This is a genomic window from Streptomyces sp. NPDC057565, assembly GCF_042801455.1.
GTDB lineage: Bacteria > Actinomycetota > Actinomycetes > Streptomycetales > Streptomycetaceae > Streptomyces > Streptomyces yanii.
The window spans coordinates 43,659-61,772 of sequence record NZ_JBHVFU010000045.1; the positions used below are offsets into that span (position 1 = coordinate 43,659).

14 protein-coding genes and 5 pseudogenes are annotated in these 18,114 nt (G+C 68.0%); 8 read left to right on the forward strand and 11 right to left on the reverse strand.

Translation table 11 applies throughout. The annotated features are described in order from the left end of the window. Window positions 1–129: 129 nt before the first annotated feature. Window positions 130–1,494 (reverse strand): SMI1/KNR4 family protein, encoded by a 1,365-nt coding sequence (locus tag ACFU8W_RS39885; RefSeq protein WP_384048568.1) that lies wholly within the window; start codon window positions 1,492–1,494, stop codon window positions 130–132. A gap of 580 nt (window positions 1,495–2,074) precedes the next feature. On the opposite strand from ACFU8W_RS39885, the gene ACFU8W_RS39890 reads away from it, so the two are divergent. The 3 genes and pseudogenes from ACFU8W_RS39890 (at window position 2,075) to ACFU8W_RS39900 (ending at window position 4,233) form a co-directional block, all read left to right on the forward strand. After that, on the forward strand, window positions 2,075–2,536 hold the full coding sequence (locus tag ACFU8W_RS39890; protein WP_384048571.1) for a hypothetical protein: 462 nt from the start codon (window positions 2,075–2,077) through the stop codon (window positions 2,534–2,536). Between the two features lie 500 nt (window positions 2,537–3,036). After that, window positions 3,037–3,308: pseudogene (locus ACFU8W_RS39895) on the forward strand (MerR family transcriptional regulator); the annotation flags it as partial. An 85-nt stretch (window positions 3,309–3,393) separates the two neighbouring features. After that, entirely contained in the window at window positions 3,394–4,233 is an 840-nt protein-coding gene (locus ACFU8W_RS39900; protein WP_384048575.1) for a hypothetical protein, read from the forward strand. Between the two features lie 159 nt (window positions 4,234–4,392). Here the strand turns inward: ACFU8W_RS39900 and ACFU8W_RS39905 are convergent, their stop codons facing one another. Together ACFU8W_RS39905 and tpg are read right to left on the reverse strand one after the other, a co-directional pair. Then, entirely contained in the window at window positions 4,393–4,746 is a 354-nt protein-coding gene (locus tag ACFU8W_RS39905) for a hypothetical protein (protein WP_384048578.1), read from the reverse strand. Between the two features lie 169 nt (window positions 4,747–4,915). Continuing rightward, window positions 4,916–5,466 (reverse strand): annotated as a pseudogene (gene tpg, locus ACFU8W_RS39910) (telomere-protecting terminal protein Tpg). A gap of 57 nt (window positions 5,467–5,523) precedes the next feature. Here tpg and ACFU8W_RS39915 point away from each other — a divergent pair. After that, a pseudogene (locus ACFU8W_RS39915) lies at window positions 5,524–6,139 on the forward strand (hypothetical protein). A 434-nt stretch (window positions 6,140–6,573) separates the two neighbouring features. Here ACFU8W_RS39915 and ACFU8W_RS39920 read toward each other — a convergent pair. After that, window positions 6,574–7,170 (reverse strand): DUF308 domain-containing protein, encoded by a 597-nt coding sequence (locus tag ACFU8W_RS39920; RefSeq protein ID WP_384048581.1) that lies wholly within the window; start codon window positions 7,168–7,170, stop codon window positions 6,574–6,576. 212 nt (window positions 7,171–7,382) lie between these two features. On the opposite strand from ACFU8W_RS39920, the gene ACFU8W_RS39925 reads away from it, so the two are divergent. Both ACFU8W_RS39925 and ACFU8W_RS39930 read left to right on the forward strand, forming a co-directional pair. Next, the gene (locus ACFU8W_RS39925; RefSeq protein WP_384048583.1) at window positions 7,383–8,564 is read left to right on the forward strand and encodes a sensor histidine kinase; all 1,182 of its coding nucleotides are present in this window, start codon (window positions 7,383–7,385) and stop codon (window positions 8,562–8,564) included. Further along, the gene (locus ACFU8W_RS39930; protein WP_384048586.1) at window positions 8,561–9,223 is read left to right on the forward strand and encodes a response regulator; all 663 of its coding nucleotides are present in this window, start codon (window positions 8,561–8,563) and stop codon (window positions 9,221–9,223) included. The genes ACFU8W_RS39925 and ACFU8W_RS39930 overlap by 4 nt, the downstream gene beginning before the upstream one ends. Window positions 9,224–9,296: 73 nt before the next feature. On the opposite strand, the gene ACFU8W_RS39935 is transcribed toward ACFU8W_RS39930, so the two are convergent. After that, window positions 9,297–10,556, reverse strand: a complete 1,260-nt coding sequence (locus tag ACFU8W_RS39935; protein ID WP_384048602.1) for an MFS transporter — start codon at window positions 10,554–10,556, stop codon at window positions 9,297–9,299. A gap of 171 nt (window positions 10,557–10,727) precedes the next feature. On the opposite strand from ACFU8W_RS39935, the gene ACFU8W_RS39940 reads away from it, so the two are divergent. Beyond that, window positions 10,728–11,282, forward strand: a complete 555-nt coding sequence (locus ACFU8W_RS39940; RefSeq protein ID WP_384048590.1) for a CGNR zinc finger domain-containing protein — start codon at window positions 10,728–10,730, stop codon at window positions 11,280–11,282. Here ACFU8W_RS39940 and ACFU8W_RS39945 read toward each other — a convergent pair. Then, window positions 11,266–12,894: an IS200/IS605 family accessory protein TnpB-related protein gene (locus ACFU8W_RS39945; RefSeq protein WP_384048605.1), complete on the reverse strand. Its 1,629-nt coding sequence runs from the start codon at window positions 12,892–12,894 to the stop codon at window positions 11,266–11,268. The genes ACFU8W_RS39940 and ACFU8W_RS39945 overlap by 17 nt on opposite strands. 766 nt (window positions 12,895–13,660) lie before the next feature. Between ACFU8W_RS39945 and ACFU8W_RS39950 the strand changes: the two genes are divergently transcribed. Next, window positions 13,661–14,059, forward strand: coding sequence for a hypothetical protein (locus ACFU8W_RS39950; RefSeq protein ID WP_384048593.1), 399 nt, complete (start codon window positions 13,661–13,663; stop codon window positions 14,057–14,059). A 19-nt stretch (window positions 14,060–14,078) separates the two neighbouring features. Here ACFU8W_RS39950 and ACFU8W_RS39955 read toward each other — a convergent pair. The 5 genes and pseudogenes from ACFU8W_RS39955 to ACFU8W_RS39975 all read right to left on the reverse strand — a co-directional run. Continuing rightward, window positions 14,079–14,825, reverse strand: a pseudogene (locus tag ACFU8W_RS39955) (transposase); the annotation flags it as partial. A gap of 12 nt (window positions 14,826–14,837) precedes the next feature. Next, window positions 14,838–16,643, reverse strand: a complete 1,806-nt coding sequence (locus ACFU8W_RS39960) for a DUF2207 domain-containing protein (RefSeq protein ID WP_384048596.1) — start codon at window positions 16,641–16,643, stop codon at window positions 14,838–14,840. 204 nt (window positions 16,644–16,847) lie between these two features. Next, window positions 16,848–17,198, reverse strand: coding sequence for a hypothetical protein (locus ACFU8W_RS39965; RefSeq protein ID WP_384048608.1), 351 nt, complete (start codon window positions 17,196–17,198; stop codon window positions 16,848–16,850). 61 nt (window positions 17,199–17,259) lie between these two features. Next, window positions 17,260–17,598: pseudogene (locus tag ACFU8W_RS39970) on the reverse strand (hypothetical protein); the annotation flags it as partial. Between the two features lies 1 nt (window position 17,599). Continuing rightward, a partial coding sequence (locus tag ACFU8W_RS39975; protein ID WP_384048599.1) for a transposase occupies window positions 17,600–18,114 on the reverse strand: 515 nt, incomplete at its 5' end.

Below are 18,114 nucleotides of genomic sequence, written 5' to 3' on the forward strand. Positions count from 1 at the left end.
GGTCTTACCGATGAGGTCTCCGGCAGAGGGGATTCGCGTGGCCGAGCACTGTAGTTGGCCGGGCGGGCCAACCACAGCGCTCAGCTTCCAACGGGACATGGAAAGCCTCGCCCCGTGGTGGCCTGCCGGTCATACCGCGGGGCCGAGGTTTCCTTCGAGGAGCGTCTGAACGATCTGGGGCCGGTCCCAGAGAGCCAGGATCTCGTTGGCGACGGCCACGACGGGCAGGTGGTTCTGATCGGGCACCTTGATGGCTGCGGCCTTCAGGGTGCTCGGGACGGCTCCGGCGTCCAGGAGGGCGCGCCATTCCTGTATACCGAGTTCCAGGAACTCCAGTTCGGCGAGTCCAGCAACCTCCAGGGGATCGACCAGCGTGCCGGGGAAGGCGGTGAGAGTACGCAGGCGGGGCAGTCCGGTGACTGGGGCAAGGCTGAACGGCGCGCCGTCACAGGCACCGATGGACAGGACTTCCACGGCGGGGTGGGCGGCGGCCTGGATGGTCTGCAGGCCGTCGTTGCCAACTCGGGCTACGACCGGCAGCTGATCCTGGCGGCGGTTGCCACCTTCCGCTCTCATCCGGTCCAGGACGAAGTCGGTGAGGGAGCTGGCGATGAGTTCGGCGCCGATGCTCTGTTCGTGGTCGACCAGGATGACCTGCCCAGTATGTCCGGCCGGACCGGGAGTCAGGTCGACCGCGAACTCGTCGCCGCCGTTGGTTCCGAAGGCGATCCAGCCGGTCGAGCCGGCCAGGCTCTGTACTCTGGCGTCGGACGGAGTGCTGCCTGCCTCCATCGATGCGTGCTTCCAGCCGGGGTGACGGACCTCCGCGTCGATGCTGTACAGGTCGTCCAAGCCGAAGAGCTCACAACCCACCGCCGAACTGACGCGATCCGCCGCCTCGTAGTCCTCGCCCCAGTCCTCCCACCGTGCCCGCGTCACCCCGTAGAGCACCTTGAGCTCGTCGGACAGCACGATACCCAGGCGCGCTTCGACGGCGGCGATCTCGTCCTCCGTCGCGCCGATGGCGTCGGGCAACCGCTCGCGCAGCGTCCGCTCCAGCAACTCCAGGTCCGCCGAAGGGGCCGAAGCGGCCCCGAGGCCCGATTCGGGAATGCGGCGCCAGGGCTCGGCGAGAGAACCGTCGACCAAGACGAGCACCCCCAGGTCCGGGTAGCCGACGGCGGCTTCCACGACCGGGCTGGGCCAGACCAGGCCGAGCGTGGCCCTCCCGTCCGGTTGGACCTCCGCCCTGAACGCGATCTCCGTGAATCCGCCGCGGGAAAGCGCCCTCTGTATGTCCTCCACCGCGATCCGTTCCGTCGACGACATGCGTCTCGGCAGGGCCAGACTCCAGCCGAACTGACTGATGCGTCCCGCCACATGGACGGACCGGGCGGCGTTCCTCTCCGTGCCGCCGGCCAGCATGAGCCTCAGCACGGGCTCCCAGGTCGCAAAGTCGTTTACCGAAGACAACGGGGGTCTCTGATCAACCATGCGCAGACCGTACGCGGAGCCAGTGACAGCGGAGGCGACCGAGCTGCCGCCGGCCAAACTGACCACCCTGAGCGCCCGTCTGGCCAACCAGAACGCTCAATGGCCAACTTCAGCACTCAGTCACAATTCGTGTGACTGAGCACGACAGATGGCCCGCAGAGACAACTTCGGTGCTCGGTTCGGTGTCGCCGCGTCGCATATGGCATGGGTACGCGGTGGTGATCTGGGTGAGGTGGCCCAGGGCGGCCGTACTGCCTCAAGGTCCGTGTCGTCGAGGAGGGCTTCGACGAGGGAGGCGGGGCCGGTCACCTTGGGACGTGATCCTGAGCAGGACCCGACGCCGACCCCGGCCCGACGGAGGCCTGCAGCCACTCCCGGCCACGGGCCTCTCCTCACGCCGGCACCCTCGCGGCCGGGCGTGCCGCGGAGAGCGATCAACTACGTCGCCAGTGCGCCGACCCGCTGCTGTCCCGCCTCGCCTGATCTCACCAACTCAACGGAACGGTTTGGTATATGTACTACAGAACCACCAACGCCCAATCACATGAACCGGAGCAGACGCGAACCTGGGAGTGGATGGATGAAACGGACCGCCATCGGGGCAGCAGCACTTCTCATAGTTTCCAGCGCAGTGACCGTGGGCACCGGGGGGTCAGCCTCAGCCGCGGAGTCTTGTGGGTACACCACCGTATCGATAGATCCGACAGTCACTCACAAGGGTGCGGGTACTCCCGCCTACAACAACGGCCTTACGTCCTTCCGTGGCCGTGTCTTCCAACTGCGCACAGAGCCGGCCTTCGACTACAGCCAGGGCAACATCGCTTCCGGTTACCAGTCCGGGGACAAGGTGTGGGTCGACATCTCTGTTAACCAGGGAAAGTCCTGGACCCAATGCGGGCCGTACTACCGGGACCGGACATATTTCGCCTACCACAAGTACAAGTGGATGCGCGTGTGTGTGAACGTTGACGGCTACACACAGTGCGCCACCAACGGTAACAGGACTGGTCCCGACGGCAGCAAGTGGTGGTACGACGACTGACGGGGCGTTGGGACAGGCTAAGGTCCCTGGCACCACTCGCGGCAAAGGGCTCCCGCGGCCAGTTCCCATGGCTGCGGGAGCCCCTCTCGTGTGCGTGGTGGGCAGCGCTCACGAGGGAGTTCATGGAGTACCCCCGACCAGGACGGGGTTGGGGCGATCGCCCGGCACCACCTGACGGACGGCTCAGGGCTTCGAACCCTGGAGTACACCCCGGTACCACCCAAGGGCTCTCACGCGCGCAGGACCGCAAGCTCCCCGAGCCCGGCCAGCCACAGAGCCGGGACGGTACCTGTCCATCAACCGATCCGTTCTGGGACAACGGCACCCGGACGTCGACACGCCGGGCCGGAGCCCGCTTCCAGCGTCCGCCAAAGGTGTTCAACAACTCGCGGCACCCGTAGTTGTACCGACAACTCCCATGTGCAGCCTTGCTTGAGTCGTTCTGCGCCCGACGACACAGAGCTTGACCTTGACGCAACGGCAAGGTTTCTACTGAAGGCATGCGAATCGGAGAGATCGCCGCGCTCGTCGGGCTCAACCCCGGGCGATCCGGCACTACCACCACGTCGGACTGCTCCCGGAACCGAAGCGGCGTCCCAACGGCTACCGGGCCTACAGCGTCCGCGACGCCGTCCTGCTCGCCAGGGTGCGTCGGCTCACCGACCTCGGCCTCATCCTCGATGAAGTGCGCGACGCCCTCGCCGACGATGCCGGACGCGAGCCGGCCCAGGTATTGGAGGAGCTCGACGCCGACCTGGCCCGCCAGGATGCCAACAGGCGCTGCTCGCCGAGTACGCCCCCGCGCAGGCGAAAGTAGTGGGCCGACTCATGGACGCGTTCATGGAGAGGGGCCGGGGATGAGTGGCGGACCCCGGGGCGTACAGGTGGCACGGGTCACGGTGGTTGCCGTGCTGCCGGGGGAACTGGCCCTGGTGGTCTGCCTGGTGGCCGGGGTCCGGCTGCCCGGGTGGGCGCTGGTGGGTGCCGAGGCGCTGGTGCTCGCGGCGCTGCTGCTGGAGGCTTGCATGCTGCGCTCGCTGTACGTTGCCGCGCGCGCCCGCGGCGCGGACCGCAGGACAGCGTGGCGGGCCGCCATACGGGAGGCAGTGCCGATGAAGGTCCGCCGCCTGGTCCTCCACGAGCTGCGCGCCCTCGCCTCCCTGGGGCGGTGGGTCCGACGCGGCACGCACGGGGTGCGCCCCGGGGATCTCACTGCCGCGTACACCGGGCCCCAGACCGCGATGATGTACGGGCTGCTCTTCGTGTTGGTCATCGAGACGATGGGCCTGGCCTTTCTCATCCCTTGGCCGGCGGTCCACCGGGTGATCCTGGTACTCGACCTGTACGGCGTCGTCCTCGTATTGGCCCTGCACGCCGCCTGCGTCACTCGGCCGCACGTCGTGCACCCCGACGGCTCTCTGCGGATCCGCTACGGAGCCCTCTTCGACCTCGCCGTGCCGCCGGACGCGGTCGCCTCGGTCCGGGTCGACCGGCGTTACCCCGAAGGCCGCTTGATCACCCTTTCCGAGGACGGGGTCCTCGACCTGATCGTGGGCAGCCAGACTTCCGTGACCCTGGAGCTGAATCGGCCGCTCCCCTTCACCCGCCCGCTCGGCGTAATGGAAGAGGCCCACACCATCCGCTTCCACGCCGACGACCCACGCGTACTGGTCAACGCACTCCGGCAGACCGCCTGACCACACAGACGCCTCGGTCCGGCACCCCGCACACGCCGGTCAACGACCCCGAGTGACAACAACCTGCCTTTGTGACGCCTTCCGTGCTGTGACTCACCGCTCGAGTCGGGATGCGCCCAGTACGCAGCAGTGGGTCCAGGACTCACTCACGCACACTGGCTAGGAACGGTCGAAGAAGCACAGCGGACGCCGCTGCGGGCGTGGCCGTCCTTCGATTGCGGCGTCCACACAGGCCAGCGCATGACGCCCCTCGTCGAGGGTGCGCAGCACATCGGCGGCGTCCCGGAGGTTCCGATCGCCGACGAAGTTCTGCTTGGCCTGCTCGTACGCGTCAAGCACCCGCTGGTAGTCAGCGAGGAGAGCGGGAACGTCCTTGTGGTCGCCTGGTTCGAAGGAATGCCCGGCGAGCGCCTCCCCGAACGCGGTGATCTCCGCATCGACCTGGGCGAGTTCATCCTTGCGCCTGCGTCCCCGGAACAGACCGGTGATCGCTCCCACTATCCCGTCAGTCACGCAGGTGATCGTATTCGGGGCGGCCGGGTCGGGTGTGTCGCTTACCGCCTGCACGTCCGACTTTTCCCCACCGCCTCGGACGCCCAGCCTCCGCCAAGTCAAGCACTCATCCGCCGAGTGAAGTGCTCAGTCGCACGCGCGGTTCGGGCCCCTTGTCACGGGCGGGTGATCACAGCTCGATGTCGAGCCGCTCCACGTCGGTGAACTCCATCCCGAGGTCGTGGCCCGGGAGTTGTTCGCGCGGAAGTACATCTGCACGAGACCGTCGGCCGCGATCTGCTGGAGCTGCTGCTCGTTGGCGCCCTGCTCGTGGGCGGTGAACAGTCGGTCGGCCCACCGGGGCGGCAGGGCCTGGGTGATGTCGCGGATGCGGGCGTCGTCGGTCGTGCCCGCGGCGGCGGTGAATCCGAAGCGGGCGCGGGTGGAGACGACCAGCCCGTCCGTGGGCGCCGCCTTCTTCCTCGCCTTCGCGCGGATCTGCGGCTGCCACCGCTTCTTGACCTCGCGCTCCAGGCGGCCGCGCAGCTCCTGGCGGAGCCGCTTGAGCTTGCCCGAGACGTACCGCTCCACCGTGCGCTGGGAGATCCCGAGCGCCTGGGCGGCGGCCTTGGTGCCCTTGAACTGCTTGACCAGGTACTTCATCTGCGCCTGGGCGCTCTGCGGGATGCGGCGGGTGAACGCCCCCGCCGGCGCGCGGTCCGGACTGTCCCCTGGACGAATGAGTCCGCTGTCGGGGCCGGTGCGCGAGCTTGAAGAGAGGGCGCTCAAGATCATGTTGTGACGCAAGACCTGAACACCCTCTTGACCGCGCTGTACGTGAAGATCGACGACGAGATCGGAGGGACCCGGCGGATGGGACGGCCGCCGCTACCGACCGGCTCTGGGCTCGTCTGCCTTGCCGTGCCGCAAGCCCTGCTCGGCCACCGCTCCGAGGCGCGCTGGCTGCGCTTCGCCCGCAAGCACCTGACCGGTATGCCCTCGTGTGGGCGCCAACCCGAAGATCGGCGAACGCGAAGTCCTGGCCTCGATGCTGGAGACGGACGCCGGCCTGGTCGCCGAACGCGAGGGCATCCTGCTCATCTCGGACAAGGGCTTCGCAGGCAAGGTGTTCGAGCAGGACCTCGCCGGGCAGGGCATCGAGCTACTGCGGCCGTCCCGCAAGCGGGAGAAGGACCGCTATGGCGAACCCATGCTCAAGAAGGTCCGCCAGCTCATCGAATCTGTCAACGACTCCCTCAAAGGCCGGCTCGACCTGGAACAACACGGCGGCCGGACCTTCGAGGGCGTCGCCATCCGGGTCGCCCAGCGCATCCCAACGATGACTGCGGCGACCTGGCACAACCGCAGGACCAGCGCCCCGGACACCCGATCCCTGATCGCGCACGACCGCTGATCACCGCCTTGAGAGCCTGGTACGCGGCGATGGTCTTCTCGAAGCGGTCCGGCGCGGGCCGGTTCAGGATCAGCAGGTCGATCTGCTCGACGCCGGGTTTGCGGGCGCTCTTGTCAAACGCCTGGAGGGTCTTCTGCCGAAGTCGGGCACCCAGAACGTGGTCTCGATGAACACTTCGCTGCGGTCAGGGCCGGAGCGGCGTAGCCCTTCGCCGACCGGCTTCTCGTTGAAGTACGCACCCGCGGTATCGATCTGCCGGTTGTCGGTGTGAAGCGCGGCCGCGACTGCGGCGGTGGTTTCGTCGGGTGGGCTCTGGCGGGCATCGTGATTCCGTTGTACAGCTGAATGTCGATGGTCATGTCTCTCCTCAGGTGGTCGTACTTCTGGTGAAGATGCCGCGCCTCCGAGAGAGGCGGTGGCTCCGACGGCGGTGGTCAACGCTTTTCGCGTCGGCTGCGGATACTCAGGGCGATGACGGAGACAAGGAACCAGAAGGCACCGAAGGCTGAGTATCCGGCGACGGTGGACAGGCTGCCCGTCGCCGAGGCGGACATGGCAGCGAAGGAGGCACCGGCGAGGACGGACAGTCCACCGCTGATGACCATGGGCCACTGGGCACCGACGGTGCGTCGGCGCCGGATCGCCACGACGAGCTGGATCGCTCCGGAAAGGAGGGCCCAGATGCCGAACACGAACAGGGCCGTCCCGATGGTGGAGAAGACGGCGATGATCATCCCGGCGGCGGTGGCGAGGCCGAGAGCCACGTTGGTGGTACCGACGCGGTCCGTGGAGCCGGTGCCGGCCATGCGACGCTCGAGGAGCGTGGCGATGACGTCCCACAGGGGGTAGATGACGAGCAGCACGGCCGCGATCACCGTGGGCCTGTCCGTCGACATGAGCGAGGCGGAGGTCGTGACGACGAGTGCCACCCAGATCAGGGAGAAGGCGACTCGGATCAGGTAGAGCGATCGGAGCCCGGAGGGCGTCGTCGTGGTCGTGGTCGTGCTCGAAGTCACGGTGGTCTGAGTCATCGGGTGTCCCGTTTTGTGATCGTGATGGTGTGAGACGGTCGCCTCGATGAGGAGTCTCAGCGGCCTCGGGAGGGGCCGTGTACTTCGAACGAAGTAGTTCTGCCATCCACTTCGAATCGAATGAGTTCTGCCGTCCCCATCGCCCGGACCGGGCTCGCCGTCTACATCATTCGAAGTACACGGCCGCGGCACACGTGGGCGAGAATCAGCCCATGGTCAAGGCGCAGAACAATCAGGACGGGCCCGTGGCACCGCTGTGGGTCCGCCGCCCCGAGGCGCTGCACCTCGCCGCCTATTCGGTGGCCGCGCTGGTGTTCACCGGCCAGATCGTGGCAGTGATCCTGCGAGGGTCGGATTGGCCGACGGCCCTCTCCGTGCTCCTCGCCGGTGGCGGTGTCGCCCTCTCATGGTGGAGGCCGTGGGCAGGACTGGTCGTGGCGAGCGCGACGTCCTTCGCCGTCACAGCGGTGGGCCACGACCCCCTGTCGGTGTGGATGATGGCAGTGCTCGTGCTGTTCTCGCTCAACCTCAGGGGGAAGCAGCCGCTGGCCGGAACCGGCATCGTGGCGGCGTTCTTCCTGGGGGCGTTCATGACGCTGGGAGGATTCCGTGGCGGCGCGATCGTGGGAGCCGCCGCACTCTTCTCAGCCATCGCAGGAGGTGCGACAGGGGCCGCGCTGCGCATCCATCGAGAGCACTGGCGCACCCTGGACGAACGGGCCGAAAGCGCCATCGCCACCCGCGAAATCGAAGCCACCCGACGAGTGACCGAGGAACGACTCCGCATCGCCCGGGACCTCCACGACGTCATCGGCCACCAGGTCGCGATGCTGAGTATGCATCTCGGTGCCGCGGAGATCGGGCTGCCCGAAGACGCCGAGTCCTCCCGGCAAGCCCTCGTCTCAGCCAGGTCCAGCGCCCGCACCGTCGTCGTCGAAACGCAACGGATCCTCGCGCTCCTCCGCCTCGGAGACGATATCTCCGACGACGAGGCGCTCCGGCCGACCCCGGCGCTGAGCGGCCTGGAAGGCCTTATCGCCTCTTTCGAAAGCATCGGCCTCGACGTCCGGCCCGCCATCGACATCCCCGCCGGTTTCGTGGAGCCCAGCGTCGGCGTGACGGTCTACCGGGTCGTTCAGGAAGCACTCACGAATGCCTACCGGCATGGAGAGGGGGCGGCAACGGTGGATGTGCGCGAGCGCGACGGCAGGATCTGCGTCACCGTGGAGAACCGCGTCGGTCACTCACTGCGCGGCTCCGACTCGGGCAGCGGACTCGGACTCGTGGGGATGCGCGAACGCGTCGAGTCCTCCAGCGGGCGGCTGACGATCGACAGTGATGACGGGCGATTCCGGGTCCATGCGGAGTTCAGCCCCCTGGGAGCCGTCGTATGATCACGCGGATTCTGATCGTCGACGACCAGGACGAGATAAGAGCCGGCATCAAAGCGATGCTCCGGCTCGACCCAAGTCTCGTTGTTGCGGGTGATCTCTCCGATGGACTCCAGGTCGTCCCCTTCCTCAGGGACCACCCCGTCGACCTGGTCCTGATGGACATCCGGATGCCCGGCATCGACGGTGTCGAAGCCACCCGCCGGATCCGCAAAGAGCACCCACCCGAAAAGATGCGGGTGATCGTGCTCACCACTTTTGACCAGGACCACATCGTTCTCGCCGCCCTTCGCGCGGGCGCCAACGGTTTCCTGAGCAAGACCGTGAGCCCCGCTGAACTCGTCGCCGGAATCACCGAGGTCGTTGGCGGTGGCGGTGCCCTGTCGGCCGCCGCGACGGCCGCGCTCATCGGTCACATGACCGACAATCCGCCCCCGGTGATCGACCAGGAACTGCTGCGACGCTTCGATGCTCTGACACCCAGGGAGCGGGACGTGGTCGTTCTCGTCGCGAGCGGTCTCGGCAACCACGAGATCGCGGCCCAGATGTCCGTGTCGCCGTTCACCGTGAAGACGCATGCGGTGCGGGCCATGACGAAGGTCGGCGCACGTGATCGAGCGCAACTCGTCTCGTTCACCTTCCGAGCCGGCCTCTACCCCTGAGCCTGCCGAGCAGAACCCCGAAACAGGTGGCCGCCGTGGCGATGTCCAGGTCACTCGACCCATCGGACAGGGCCTAGCGGGTGGCTGCCGGGGTGCGGGGAACGTTCCTGACGAACAGCACCGGCGTGACCGCCGTGGCTGCCGCGAAGATCCCGAACGCGAGGCGCATGCCGCCAAGTTCGGCCAGCAGGCCGGCCAGGGCTGTGCCCAGAGGCATGGCACCGAAGTTGAAGACGCGGGTCGCCGCACCATACCGGCCGAGCATCTCGTCCGGCACTCTGTGCTGGGTGAGGGTGCGTGCGTTGACCGACCAGAGTGTGCCGCCCATGCCGCCGAGGAAGGCACCGGCTGCCACCGCCCAGAGGCTGGTGGTCAGGGCGGGCAGTGCCACCATCGTTGTGGTGCCGATCAGGTCGGCGAACATTGCCCGGCGCGCGCCGAGGATCCGGTTCACCCAGGTCACGGTCAGTGCGCCGGCCAGGCCGCCGATGCCGAGGGCGCTGAGGAGGATGCCGTACTCCCTGGATCCGAGGCCCATGGTCTGCTGGGCGTAGAGCGGCATGAGTACGAGCCAGGCGCCCCAGACGGCGGAGAGTACGGCGACGATCAGTGACAGGGTACGCAGCAGCCGGTCGTGCCACAGGAAGCGCACGCCCTCGGCGATGCGGCTGTTGACCGATGCGGGAGCCGCGTCCGGGGCGGGCCCGGCGGGGCGGAAGCGGCCCACGAGCAGGAGCAGAGCGAGGGCGGCGGCGGCGTAGGAGACGCCGATCAGGCCCAGTGCGAGGCCGGTTCCCGCGGCCAGCAGCAGTCCTCCGATGAAGGGCCCGGCGAATTCCTGTCCCACGGTCTCGGCGCCCACCATCCAGGCGTTGGCGCGTTCCCGCCCGGCGGGTGGCACTGCGGCCGGGACCAGGGCGGAGGCCGAGGTCGAGGCCACCACATCGGCGACACCGAGGACCACCCCGGCGGAGAAGAGCTCCGCGAGCGTGACGCCACCCGCCAGAGCGGAAAAGGTGAGCCAGGCCATCGCGGCCAGACGCATTGCGTTCGCGGCCCAGAGCAGTCGGCGGCGGTCGAAGCGGTCGACGAGGACACCGATGTGCAGAGCGACGAGCAGCCAGGGCAGCGTGAGGGTCAGCGAGACGGCGGTGACCTTTGCGGGCGAGCCGGTGAGCTGGGCGGCCAGCAGCGGGAGCGCCATCTTCATGACGCCGTCGGCAAGATTGGTCACGGCGGTGAAACCGACCAGGACAGCGGTGTTGTGGCGCCCGGGGCCCAATAACGGACGCTTCCTCTCCGTCGCCGTGCGCGTGGTCCTGCCGGAGTTCATTTGCTCGGGCGCTGTTGTGGTCATGGCCGTCCCCTGTTCGTCTCAGCAACTCAGCCTCTCACCGTCTAACGTGTTAGCCGGTGAGAGAACCCTGCCGCACACCACCTCCACTGCGCAACCGGTAAAACGTTTAGACGGTAGAATGGCTGCGATGTGGAAGAGGTGACACGCATGCTGGAGCCGCCGGCCTCGGCCGTCCTGGTGGAGGCCTTCGTCAACACGGTCGACGTGGAGGAAGCGAGCGACGAGATCGCCACCCCCGCCGGCCTGTCCGCCTGGCTCAAGGGACGCGGCCTGCTCGACAACCCGGACCAGATCACAGCCGACGTCCACGCGGACTACCTCACCCTGCGTGCGGGGCTCCGGGAGGTACTGGGCGCGCACGTCGGCGACACCCCCGACCCGCAACTGCTCGCCGCAGCCGACCGGGTGCTCGCCGCACACCCCGTGCTGATCACAGCACACGGCCCACTCACCACCGCCTCAGGACTGCCCCCGGAACGTGAGCCCCTGGCCACCCTGGCGATCGCCTGGAACGAACTGGTAACCACCGGCGACGCGGCCCGGCTCAAACGCTGCGCGGAACACACCTGCGCATGGGCGTTCTGGGACGTGTCGAAGAACCGCAGCCGCCGCTGGTGCTCAATGAAGGTGTGCGGCAACCGCAACAAATCCCGCTCCTACGCCTCCCGAAAGCGACAGACCGTTCCTAGCCAGTGTGCGTGAGTGAGTCCTGGACCCACTGTTGCGTACCGGGCGCATCCCGAGCGGTGTTGGATGCGCTGGGTTCCCGCGTTCGCGTCCCGTTCGGTGACGGCCCTGCGGGGGGCCGGTCCGTTGCGGGTGGGCGGGTTCCCTCACGCCCCCGGGTGCCTGGTTCGGCCTGGGCGGTCCGATGCCCCGCACGATCGCTCCGGTCGTGCGGGGGCGGTGCCGTCCGACGCCGGACCGGGTGCCCGAGGGCGCGTCGTCCGATCGCGATGCCGGCGGCATCGTGACGGGACATGGTGCGACGGGGGGTGGCCAGTGGTTTCTGCCAGTGCTGGGCACCCCACAGGGAGGTGTAGGCGGGGTCGACCGCGACGATCGCAAGGCCGTGTTCGGCGGCCATCGACACCAGCCGGGCCTTCAGTTTCCCGGTCGGAATACCGGAGATCAGCTGCCGGAACCGTTTCCTGCGGCCGTGCTTCTCCCGGGTCTTCTCGGTGGTGAAGTCGAGGTCTTCGATGCCGATCGCGGCGACACCGGCCTGCCTGGCCCAGTGGATCAGGCGGGTCAGCGCGTGGCGGAGCTGTGCGTCGCGGTGACCGGCGGTTCCGGACAGGTCGTAGGGGAAGTGGTGCGGGTCTCCGATGGGGTTGCCGTGCCGGTCGAGCCGGTAGGCGGCGAAGTGGTCGGCGTTGGTGTCGACACCGATCATGCCCCGGGCGCGGGCGGCGGACAGCGTCATGGTCTTCACGACGGGGCGTTGCCAGGATGCGGTGAGGTACCAGCGGCCGCGGTCCACGTTCAGGTGGATGCGGTAGGCGACGGCCCGGTTCGCGGCGATGCGGTCGGCCCACTCCGCACCCCGGTGCGCGAACGCGATCCGGGAGGCGAGGACGTACCGGCCGTGCCCGGCGTTGGCCAGGTGCGCGAGCGGGGCAGGCAGTCTGATGCTGACCTCGCCGTCCGGGGTGACGCGGATCGTCTCGTTCCCGAACCGCTTCCCCGACTCACCGTCGGCCGCGATGAACCAGCGCTCCGCCTCCCACCGTTGCCGCCACTGGTCCTCGGTGAGCCCGGCCTCGGCCAGGTGGTGGCGGGTGTTGAGCAGACGTCTGCCGCCCCGTACGACCCGCACGCGTCCGGCCTGCCGGTCGGCGACAACGGCCGCATGCCGCGCCTCCAGTGCAGCCAGGCGGCGGGACTTGCGGAACCACTCACTCCGGGAGCGGTAGCCTCCCGCGGCCCGCTTCGTTCCGGGTTCACCGACCGGGAGGGACAGGCGGTGTCGCAGCGTCCTGATCCCGGCCTCCAGCGTCTGGATGTGTGCCGCCTGGCAACGGCGCGCCAGCGCCCACTGATCATGGGTGGCCTTGGTGATGGCCCCGGCGATCCTGGACGACGACTCCTTCGTCAGGTCCCGCTTGCGCGACGCCCAGGTGTCCGCGCTGTGCTCCAGACCGTCCGCACAGCGGGCCTTGAGATCACGGGAAGCCAGACGGCCCTGATGCTCACCGACCGCACGCAGCACCCTCTCGTCCTGGGAGGTGAGGTGCTTGAGCCGGTCCCGGACCGCCACGCCGGACGGCCCGGGCACCACGAAGGGCGCGGCCAGCTCCCGCACACCACCCACCGCGTCACCCCCGCCCGCAAGGCCAGCCACCCGCCATCCAGCCCAACGAGCAACAGCCACCAAGGTCACCCATTCGACCACAGAACCCCCGTTCCCACCCCCACAAACCCACCGACAGGACTCACTCCCACACACCACCACTCACTTCAGCTCAGCAAACCGACAGCAGCTCACAACCCTCTGACCAGGCAAGCGCGAAGGACTCTGATCGCGTTCAGGGGAACCACTGCTATTGCGCCCGTTTGACATCGAGCGCCAGGAGCGGCGGGCAGCGACTGTCGGCGCGTCAGGTCCTCACCGCCCGCGAGGCCCGTGGCTGGTCACGGGCATCGGCGTCGCGGCTCAAGGCGGTGCACACCGACGTCGCGGGTGCGCGATCCAGTCCCCACCGTCTGCGGCATCCCTGACCACCAGGGCGACGGGATCGGTTTTCGGGCCGGGTACATCCATCCCTCTGTCTCGGTCAGGCTCCCGCACCGGACCGCTCATGTCTTCCGACGGAGAAAGCACGCGTCGTCGACTCGCACCGGAATGTCCGGCCGGCTAGCGCCCCGCCCCGGCTGCTGCGCGGAGCGTTGACCGTGACAGGGACGCGCGAACGCCGAGCGTGGCCGGGTCCATCAGGAATCGAGAAGAGCGAGCCAGAAGGGCATGCCTAGTGCTCTGACCGGGAAGGTTCGCCGGGTTACTGGAGGGTGGATGGCGTGCGACGACGGAGATCTGCCCAATAGGATCTTGAGCCCAGGCACGGATGTCGGAGGGCGAGATGGAACAGCCGCGGATACGCCTCGGCAACGATGATGTGTGGCTGGAGCTGGCTCGGACCAGTGCGGACAGCTGGCAGATCACGGCGGATTGGTGTTGCTGGCTGACAGCTGACTTCACTGCGGATCTCAGCGCTGCGGAGATCATGGACTTCGTGGCGCGGATGCTCTCTCGCCTGCGCGCGCCGTCGGGTGTGCGCTTTTCGGCAGCGGTGACTCCCGGTCGGAACAACCCGCTGACGCTGAAGGCGGAGCCAGCCGGGGACGGTTTCGCCTTTTTCGTGCGCCTGACTCCCAACGGCGACGACGACGTGTGTCATTTGCAGATGGAGATCGATCCGATCGCCACAGAAGAACTCCGTGAGACATTCAGTGCGCTGCACGCAGCGCTGATGGTCTGACCGCCCGGACCGTTATTGGTCAGGCCGCCGTCGTAAGCAGGCGTCCGCCCCAGCGGATGCCCTTCGGACGCGGGCGCGTTCTTTGCGTTCGGCAGCCAGGACGTCGCGGTGGCGGGCATTGGCGTTTCGCCACCGCAGGTAGGCGTGCAGGGCCCTGGTCTGTGTGGTGTGGTTGCGGTGGTTGGAGTTGGCGACGGTGAACTGCCGCAGCAGTCCGAAGGTGGGCCTCGATCGGGTTGGCCCAAGAGGCGTAGGTCGGGGTGAAGCACAGCTCGACCCGCTTCTTCTTCGCCCAGCGCCGGATGGTATCGCCTTTGTCGGCGGAGAGATTGTCCAGGATGACGTAGATCGGGGCGCCGTCCGGGCGGGCGGCCCGGATCGACTTCAGCACGGCGAGGGTGTTCGCGGTGCCCTTCTTGCGGCGGTTGACGCCCCACAGGGTGTCGTCGCCGATGCAGTAGCGGCCGTGGAAGTAGCGCACCCCGTGAGTGCGGTGGTAGGTCGCGGCGTGCCGCTCGGGGTGACCGGCGGAGGCCCAGCACGACCCGGCGGTGGGCCGGATGCCGAGTGGGCCGAACTCGTCGAACGCGAACACCCGGTCCGGGAACCGCTCCAGGACCTCCTCGATGCGGTCGAGCTTGGTGTCGGGGTCGGGCGACTCCTTCCACGTCTTGGTGCGCTGGAAGGTGATCCCACGGCGGGCGGGCAGGCACCGTAACGCCTCGCGGCCGATTTGGATCACGCGGCCGTGCACACGGCGGGGGTAGCGGTCCGGCGCTCACCAGGAGCCGCCGCCACCGCCTCCCTCCCCGCCGCCGACCCCACTGCCTCCGGAGCTGGCATTGCCGGAGGAGGGGGACGCCGCCGATGCCGCCGCCGAGGTGACCAGGGCCACGGCGACGGCCGGGCCGAACAGGGACATGTGTTGCGCGCGGCGGGCGGAGCGGGCGGCGGTCGCAGTGGCCGTCGAGTCGGTCATCGCCTGCGACCAGAGATCGTTCACGCCGAGGGCCACTGCCCACGCGGTGTACAGGTCCAGCCTCCCGGCATCCGCGACCTCGTCCACCGGAAGCGGAGCGGGGTCGGACAGGTAGCGCCGGAACGACTCCACCTGACTCCACAGGGCCGTACCGCGGGCGGAGCGGACCTCCAACTCCCAGCCGCGGATCGCACCTGCCAGGCCGCCACCCGCAGCGACAGCGCCGGACACCAGGACCACCCACCAGGCAGGGCCCACCTTGTTGTCGCTCAGTACGCTGCCAACGACAACGGCGATCACGCCCAACACGGCGACGATGCCCCCGCCCATCTGCGCCCAGAAGCGGCGGTCGACGCCGGCCGGATCCCACAGTCCGGAAGTGCGCCGCCAGGCATCCAAGTGCCCCTGGAGAGCGACCCAGCCCGTCCTGAACCACGGGTCGTACGCACCCAGAGTCACACTGTCACGGCCGGGAAACATACGGTCGAATACTTCCTTGACCGTCGGGTCGACTTCTCCACCGTCCGCAGGTGTACGTCGGGTCAGCGTCGGATGGTGCTGGTTGTCGTCGATGTCGAGGTGGCCGTCGAGGGCGGTGCTCATCAGCCATGCCACCTGGTGCCGGGGAAGGACGGATTCGGCGAGCAGAATGCCGCCCTGCGCCGGCGTGAGTTCGGTCGGAGGGGCCGAGACCGGGGTCAGGGATCGCTTGAGCTTCTGGATGTCGACACGTTTCTCCCTGCCGTCCCCGCCGCCCGCCGTGACCCGGTCGCGTCCCATGAGGCGCATCACCAGCGTCGTCACCAGCGCGGAGAGCAGGACGATCGCGGTGGCCAGCAGGCCGGGCACCGGCGTGCCGACGCGCACGTCGTTGCCGGTCGCCGGACCCAAGGGCGGTACGGGCACGGCCGCCCTGTCGGTGAGTGTGCCGCCGGTGCGGGTCGCGTACAGCGTGGCACCCTTGCCCGCGTCGAGCTTGCCGGGGTCGACGAAGAGGAGGCCCGGCCCGGGCTTTGAGAGCGCGCAGCGCTGCTGGGAACCCTCGGTGCCGTGTACGCAGCGCGCGTCGGCGAGGTCGTACGGGGCCACAACGTGGACCTGAACGTTGTCGATGTCGACGTTCCAGCCAGTGCCGATCGCGTCCCAGGCGAGCTTGCCGCCGGGGGCGAGGTTCTGGAGCGTGTACTGGACGTAGTAGCGGTGGACGCCGGTGACCGTGTCGTGCGGGTCGCCCACGCGGAAGCTCCGGACATCCTTGTCCCACAGGTCCCTGTTGTCGGGGATGGTGACCTCGTATGGCACCAGGTCACCATCCATGGTGACCCGGGGCTTGGCCTCGTCCTCGTAGCCGAGACCGGGGACGTCACGGTAGATGCCGTGCCGTGCCTCGATGCCGACTCCCAAGTCGTAGTCGATCACCTCGGTGATACGGGCGCTGCCGTCCTTGTTGATTTCGGCGCCGACCCACATCATGGTGACCCGCTCGGTGTTTCCGGCCATGGCGCCCAACGTCGCGACCACGCCCACCAGCACGGCGGAGACGACCAGCCACACCATGCCGACGCGTCTGCGCCGTCGTACTGAATCCTTCGATCTGCCGCTCACGACAACCCCCCAGTCGCTCTGGACACCTGTATCGCATAATCGCAACGAGATCATGCCAGGATCGGAGCGGTTCGCTCTTGGAACGGCGGGAGGGGTGAGCCCGGTCGAGGTCGCCCGCTGACACGGTCAAGCGCACTCCCAAGGACAGCATCTTCATGGCTCTCCCGACCGCAGCGGGCTGCGGATCACTGACTGCGATGTGCGTCAACAGGTTGCCCTCCTGACGGATCCAGGTCGACCTGGGAACACCTGTCGCGGCGATTTCACGCGTCGCCAGCAGATGAGCGCGCATCCCAGGATGAGGAATGCTTCGTGGATGTCGTCGCGGATCTCCCAGCGGATCCGCAGGCGGCGGTACTTGTCGTGGACGTAGCCGCAGTCGCCCAACACCTCGAACGCGACCTTGACGCCGTCGCCGACCTGACCCTGCCCTGGAACTCCGGTGTCGTGGAAGGCCACGTCCACCGCATCAAGATGCTCAAGCGCCAGATGTTCGGCCGCGCGGGGTTCCCAACTCCCCCGCAAACGTGTCCCGTTGGCGTGACCGAGCGTCACCACACGAACCGGACCAGGGCCAGAAAATCAATCACAAAGCCACGAGGCATGAGTCGGCGCGTCACTGCTCATCGAGGGATGGCTGCCGGGCAAGGAACTCCTCGAACGCCGCCTTCTGCTTCGGATCCATGAAGCCTTGGCGGACATTGCGGGCCTTCTCCTGGAGCCAGTGCGCCTCGTCGGGGTCCAGGAGCTCGGCGACCACCACGCCTTTGCGAGCAACCGCCGTGCGCCCTCCTACGCGACGACGAAAAAGTGTGAACGCGCCGAATTCCGCTGGGTGGGCCAGTTCCGGCTCCTCCCCCACGGCCTGGTTCTCTTCCCCCGCTCCACTCGTCGGGTAGGCGATGGGGGCCCAATGCTCCCAGAGCGCCAGCGTGGCCGCAGGCACTAGTGCCGCATCAGGCAACGTTTGCCCTGTTGACGAGGGCTTGTAGGCGTTGGTCCTCGGCATGGCGGTTTCGCCAGATGATGTAGCGGCGGATCATGCTGCCCTGCGTCTTGTGGTCGGCGTGGTCCGTGCCGTCGAGCGTGAAGTAGCGCAGGGCCGTGAACTGGGCCTCGATGCGGTTGAGCCAGGAGCTGTTGGTCGGTGTGTAGGCGATCTCGACGTTGTTCGCGTCAGCCCAGGTACCGACCCGCCGGCACCTTTTCGTGGTCAGGTGCGGGGAGAAGTTGTCGGCCACGATCGCGATCCTGATGTCGGCCGGGTAGAGGCTGCGCAGGTAGCGGCAGAATTCCAGGAACTGGGTGCGCCGCTTGACCGGTTTGATGTGGCCGTAGAGCTTGTCCTTGGACAGGTCCAGGGCAGCGAACAGGTGCCGCACCCCGCCATAACGGTTGTAGGTCGCTCGGCGCCGTCGGCGCGGTTCGCGATCCGGGTTCTTGTGCTTGCCGCCTAGCTCGGCCCACTGCC

Coding starts and splice junctions, on each gene's coding strand:
- ACFU8W_RS39885 (WP_384048568.1), bottom strand. CDS start 1,494: ATGGTTGATCAGAGACCCCCGTTGTCTTCGGTAAACGACTTTGCGACC.
- ACFU8W_RS39890 (WP_384048571.1), top strand. CDS start 2,075: ATGAAACGGACCGCCATCGGGGCAGCAGCACTTCTCATAGTTTCCAGC.
- ACFU8W_RS39900 (WP_384048575.1), top strand. CDS start 3,394: ATGAGTGGCGGACCCCGGGGCGTACAGGTGGCACGGGTCACGGTGGTT.
- ACFU8W_RS39920 (WP_384048581.1), bottom strand. CDS start 7,170: ATGACTCAGACCACCGTGACTTCGAGCACGACCACGACCACGACGACG.
- ACFU8W_RS39925 (WP_384048583.1), top strand. CDS start 7,383: ATGGTCAAGGCGCAGAACAATCAGGACGGGCCCGTGGCACCGCTGTGG.
- ACFU8W_RS39930 (WP_384048586.1), top strand. CDS start 8,561: ATGATCACGCGGATTCTGATCGTCGACGACCAGGACGAGATAAGAGCC.
- ACFU8W_RS39935 (WP_384048602.1), bottom strand. CDS start 10,556: ATGAACTCCGGCAGGACCACGCGCACGGCGACGGAGAGGAAGCGTCCG.
- ACFU8W_RS39940 (WP_384048590.1), top strand. CDS start 10,728: ATGCTGGAGCCGCCGGCCTCGGCCGTCCTGGTGGAGGCCTTCGTCAAC.
- ACFU8W_RS39950 (WP_384048593.1), top strand. CDS start 13,661: ATGGAACAGCCGCGGATACGCCTCGGCAACGATGATGTGTGGCTGGAG.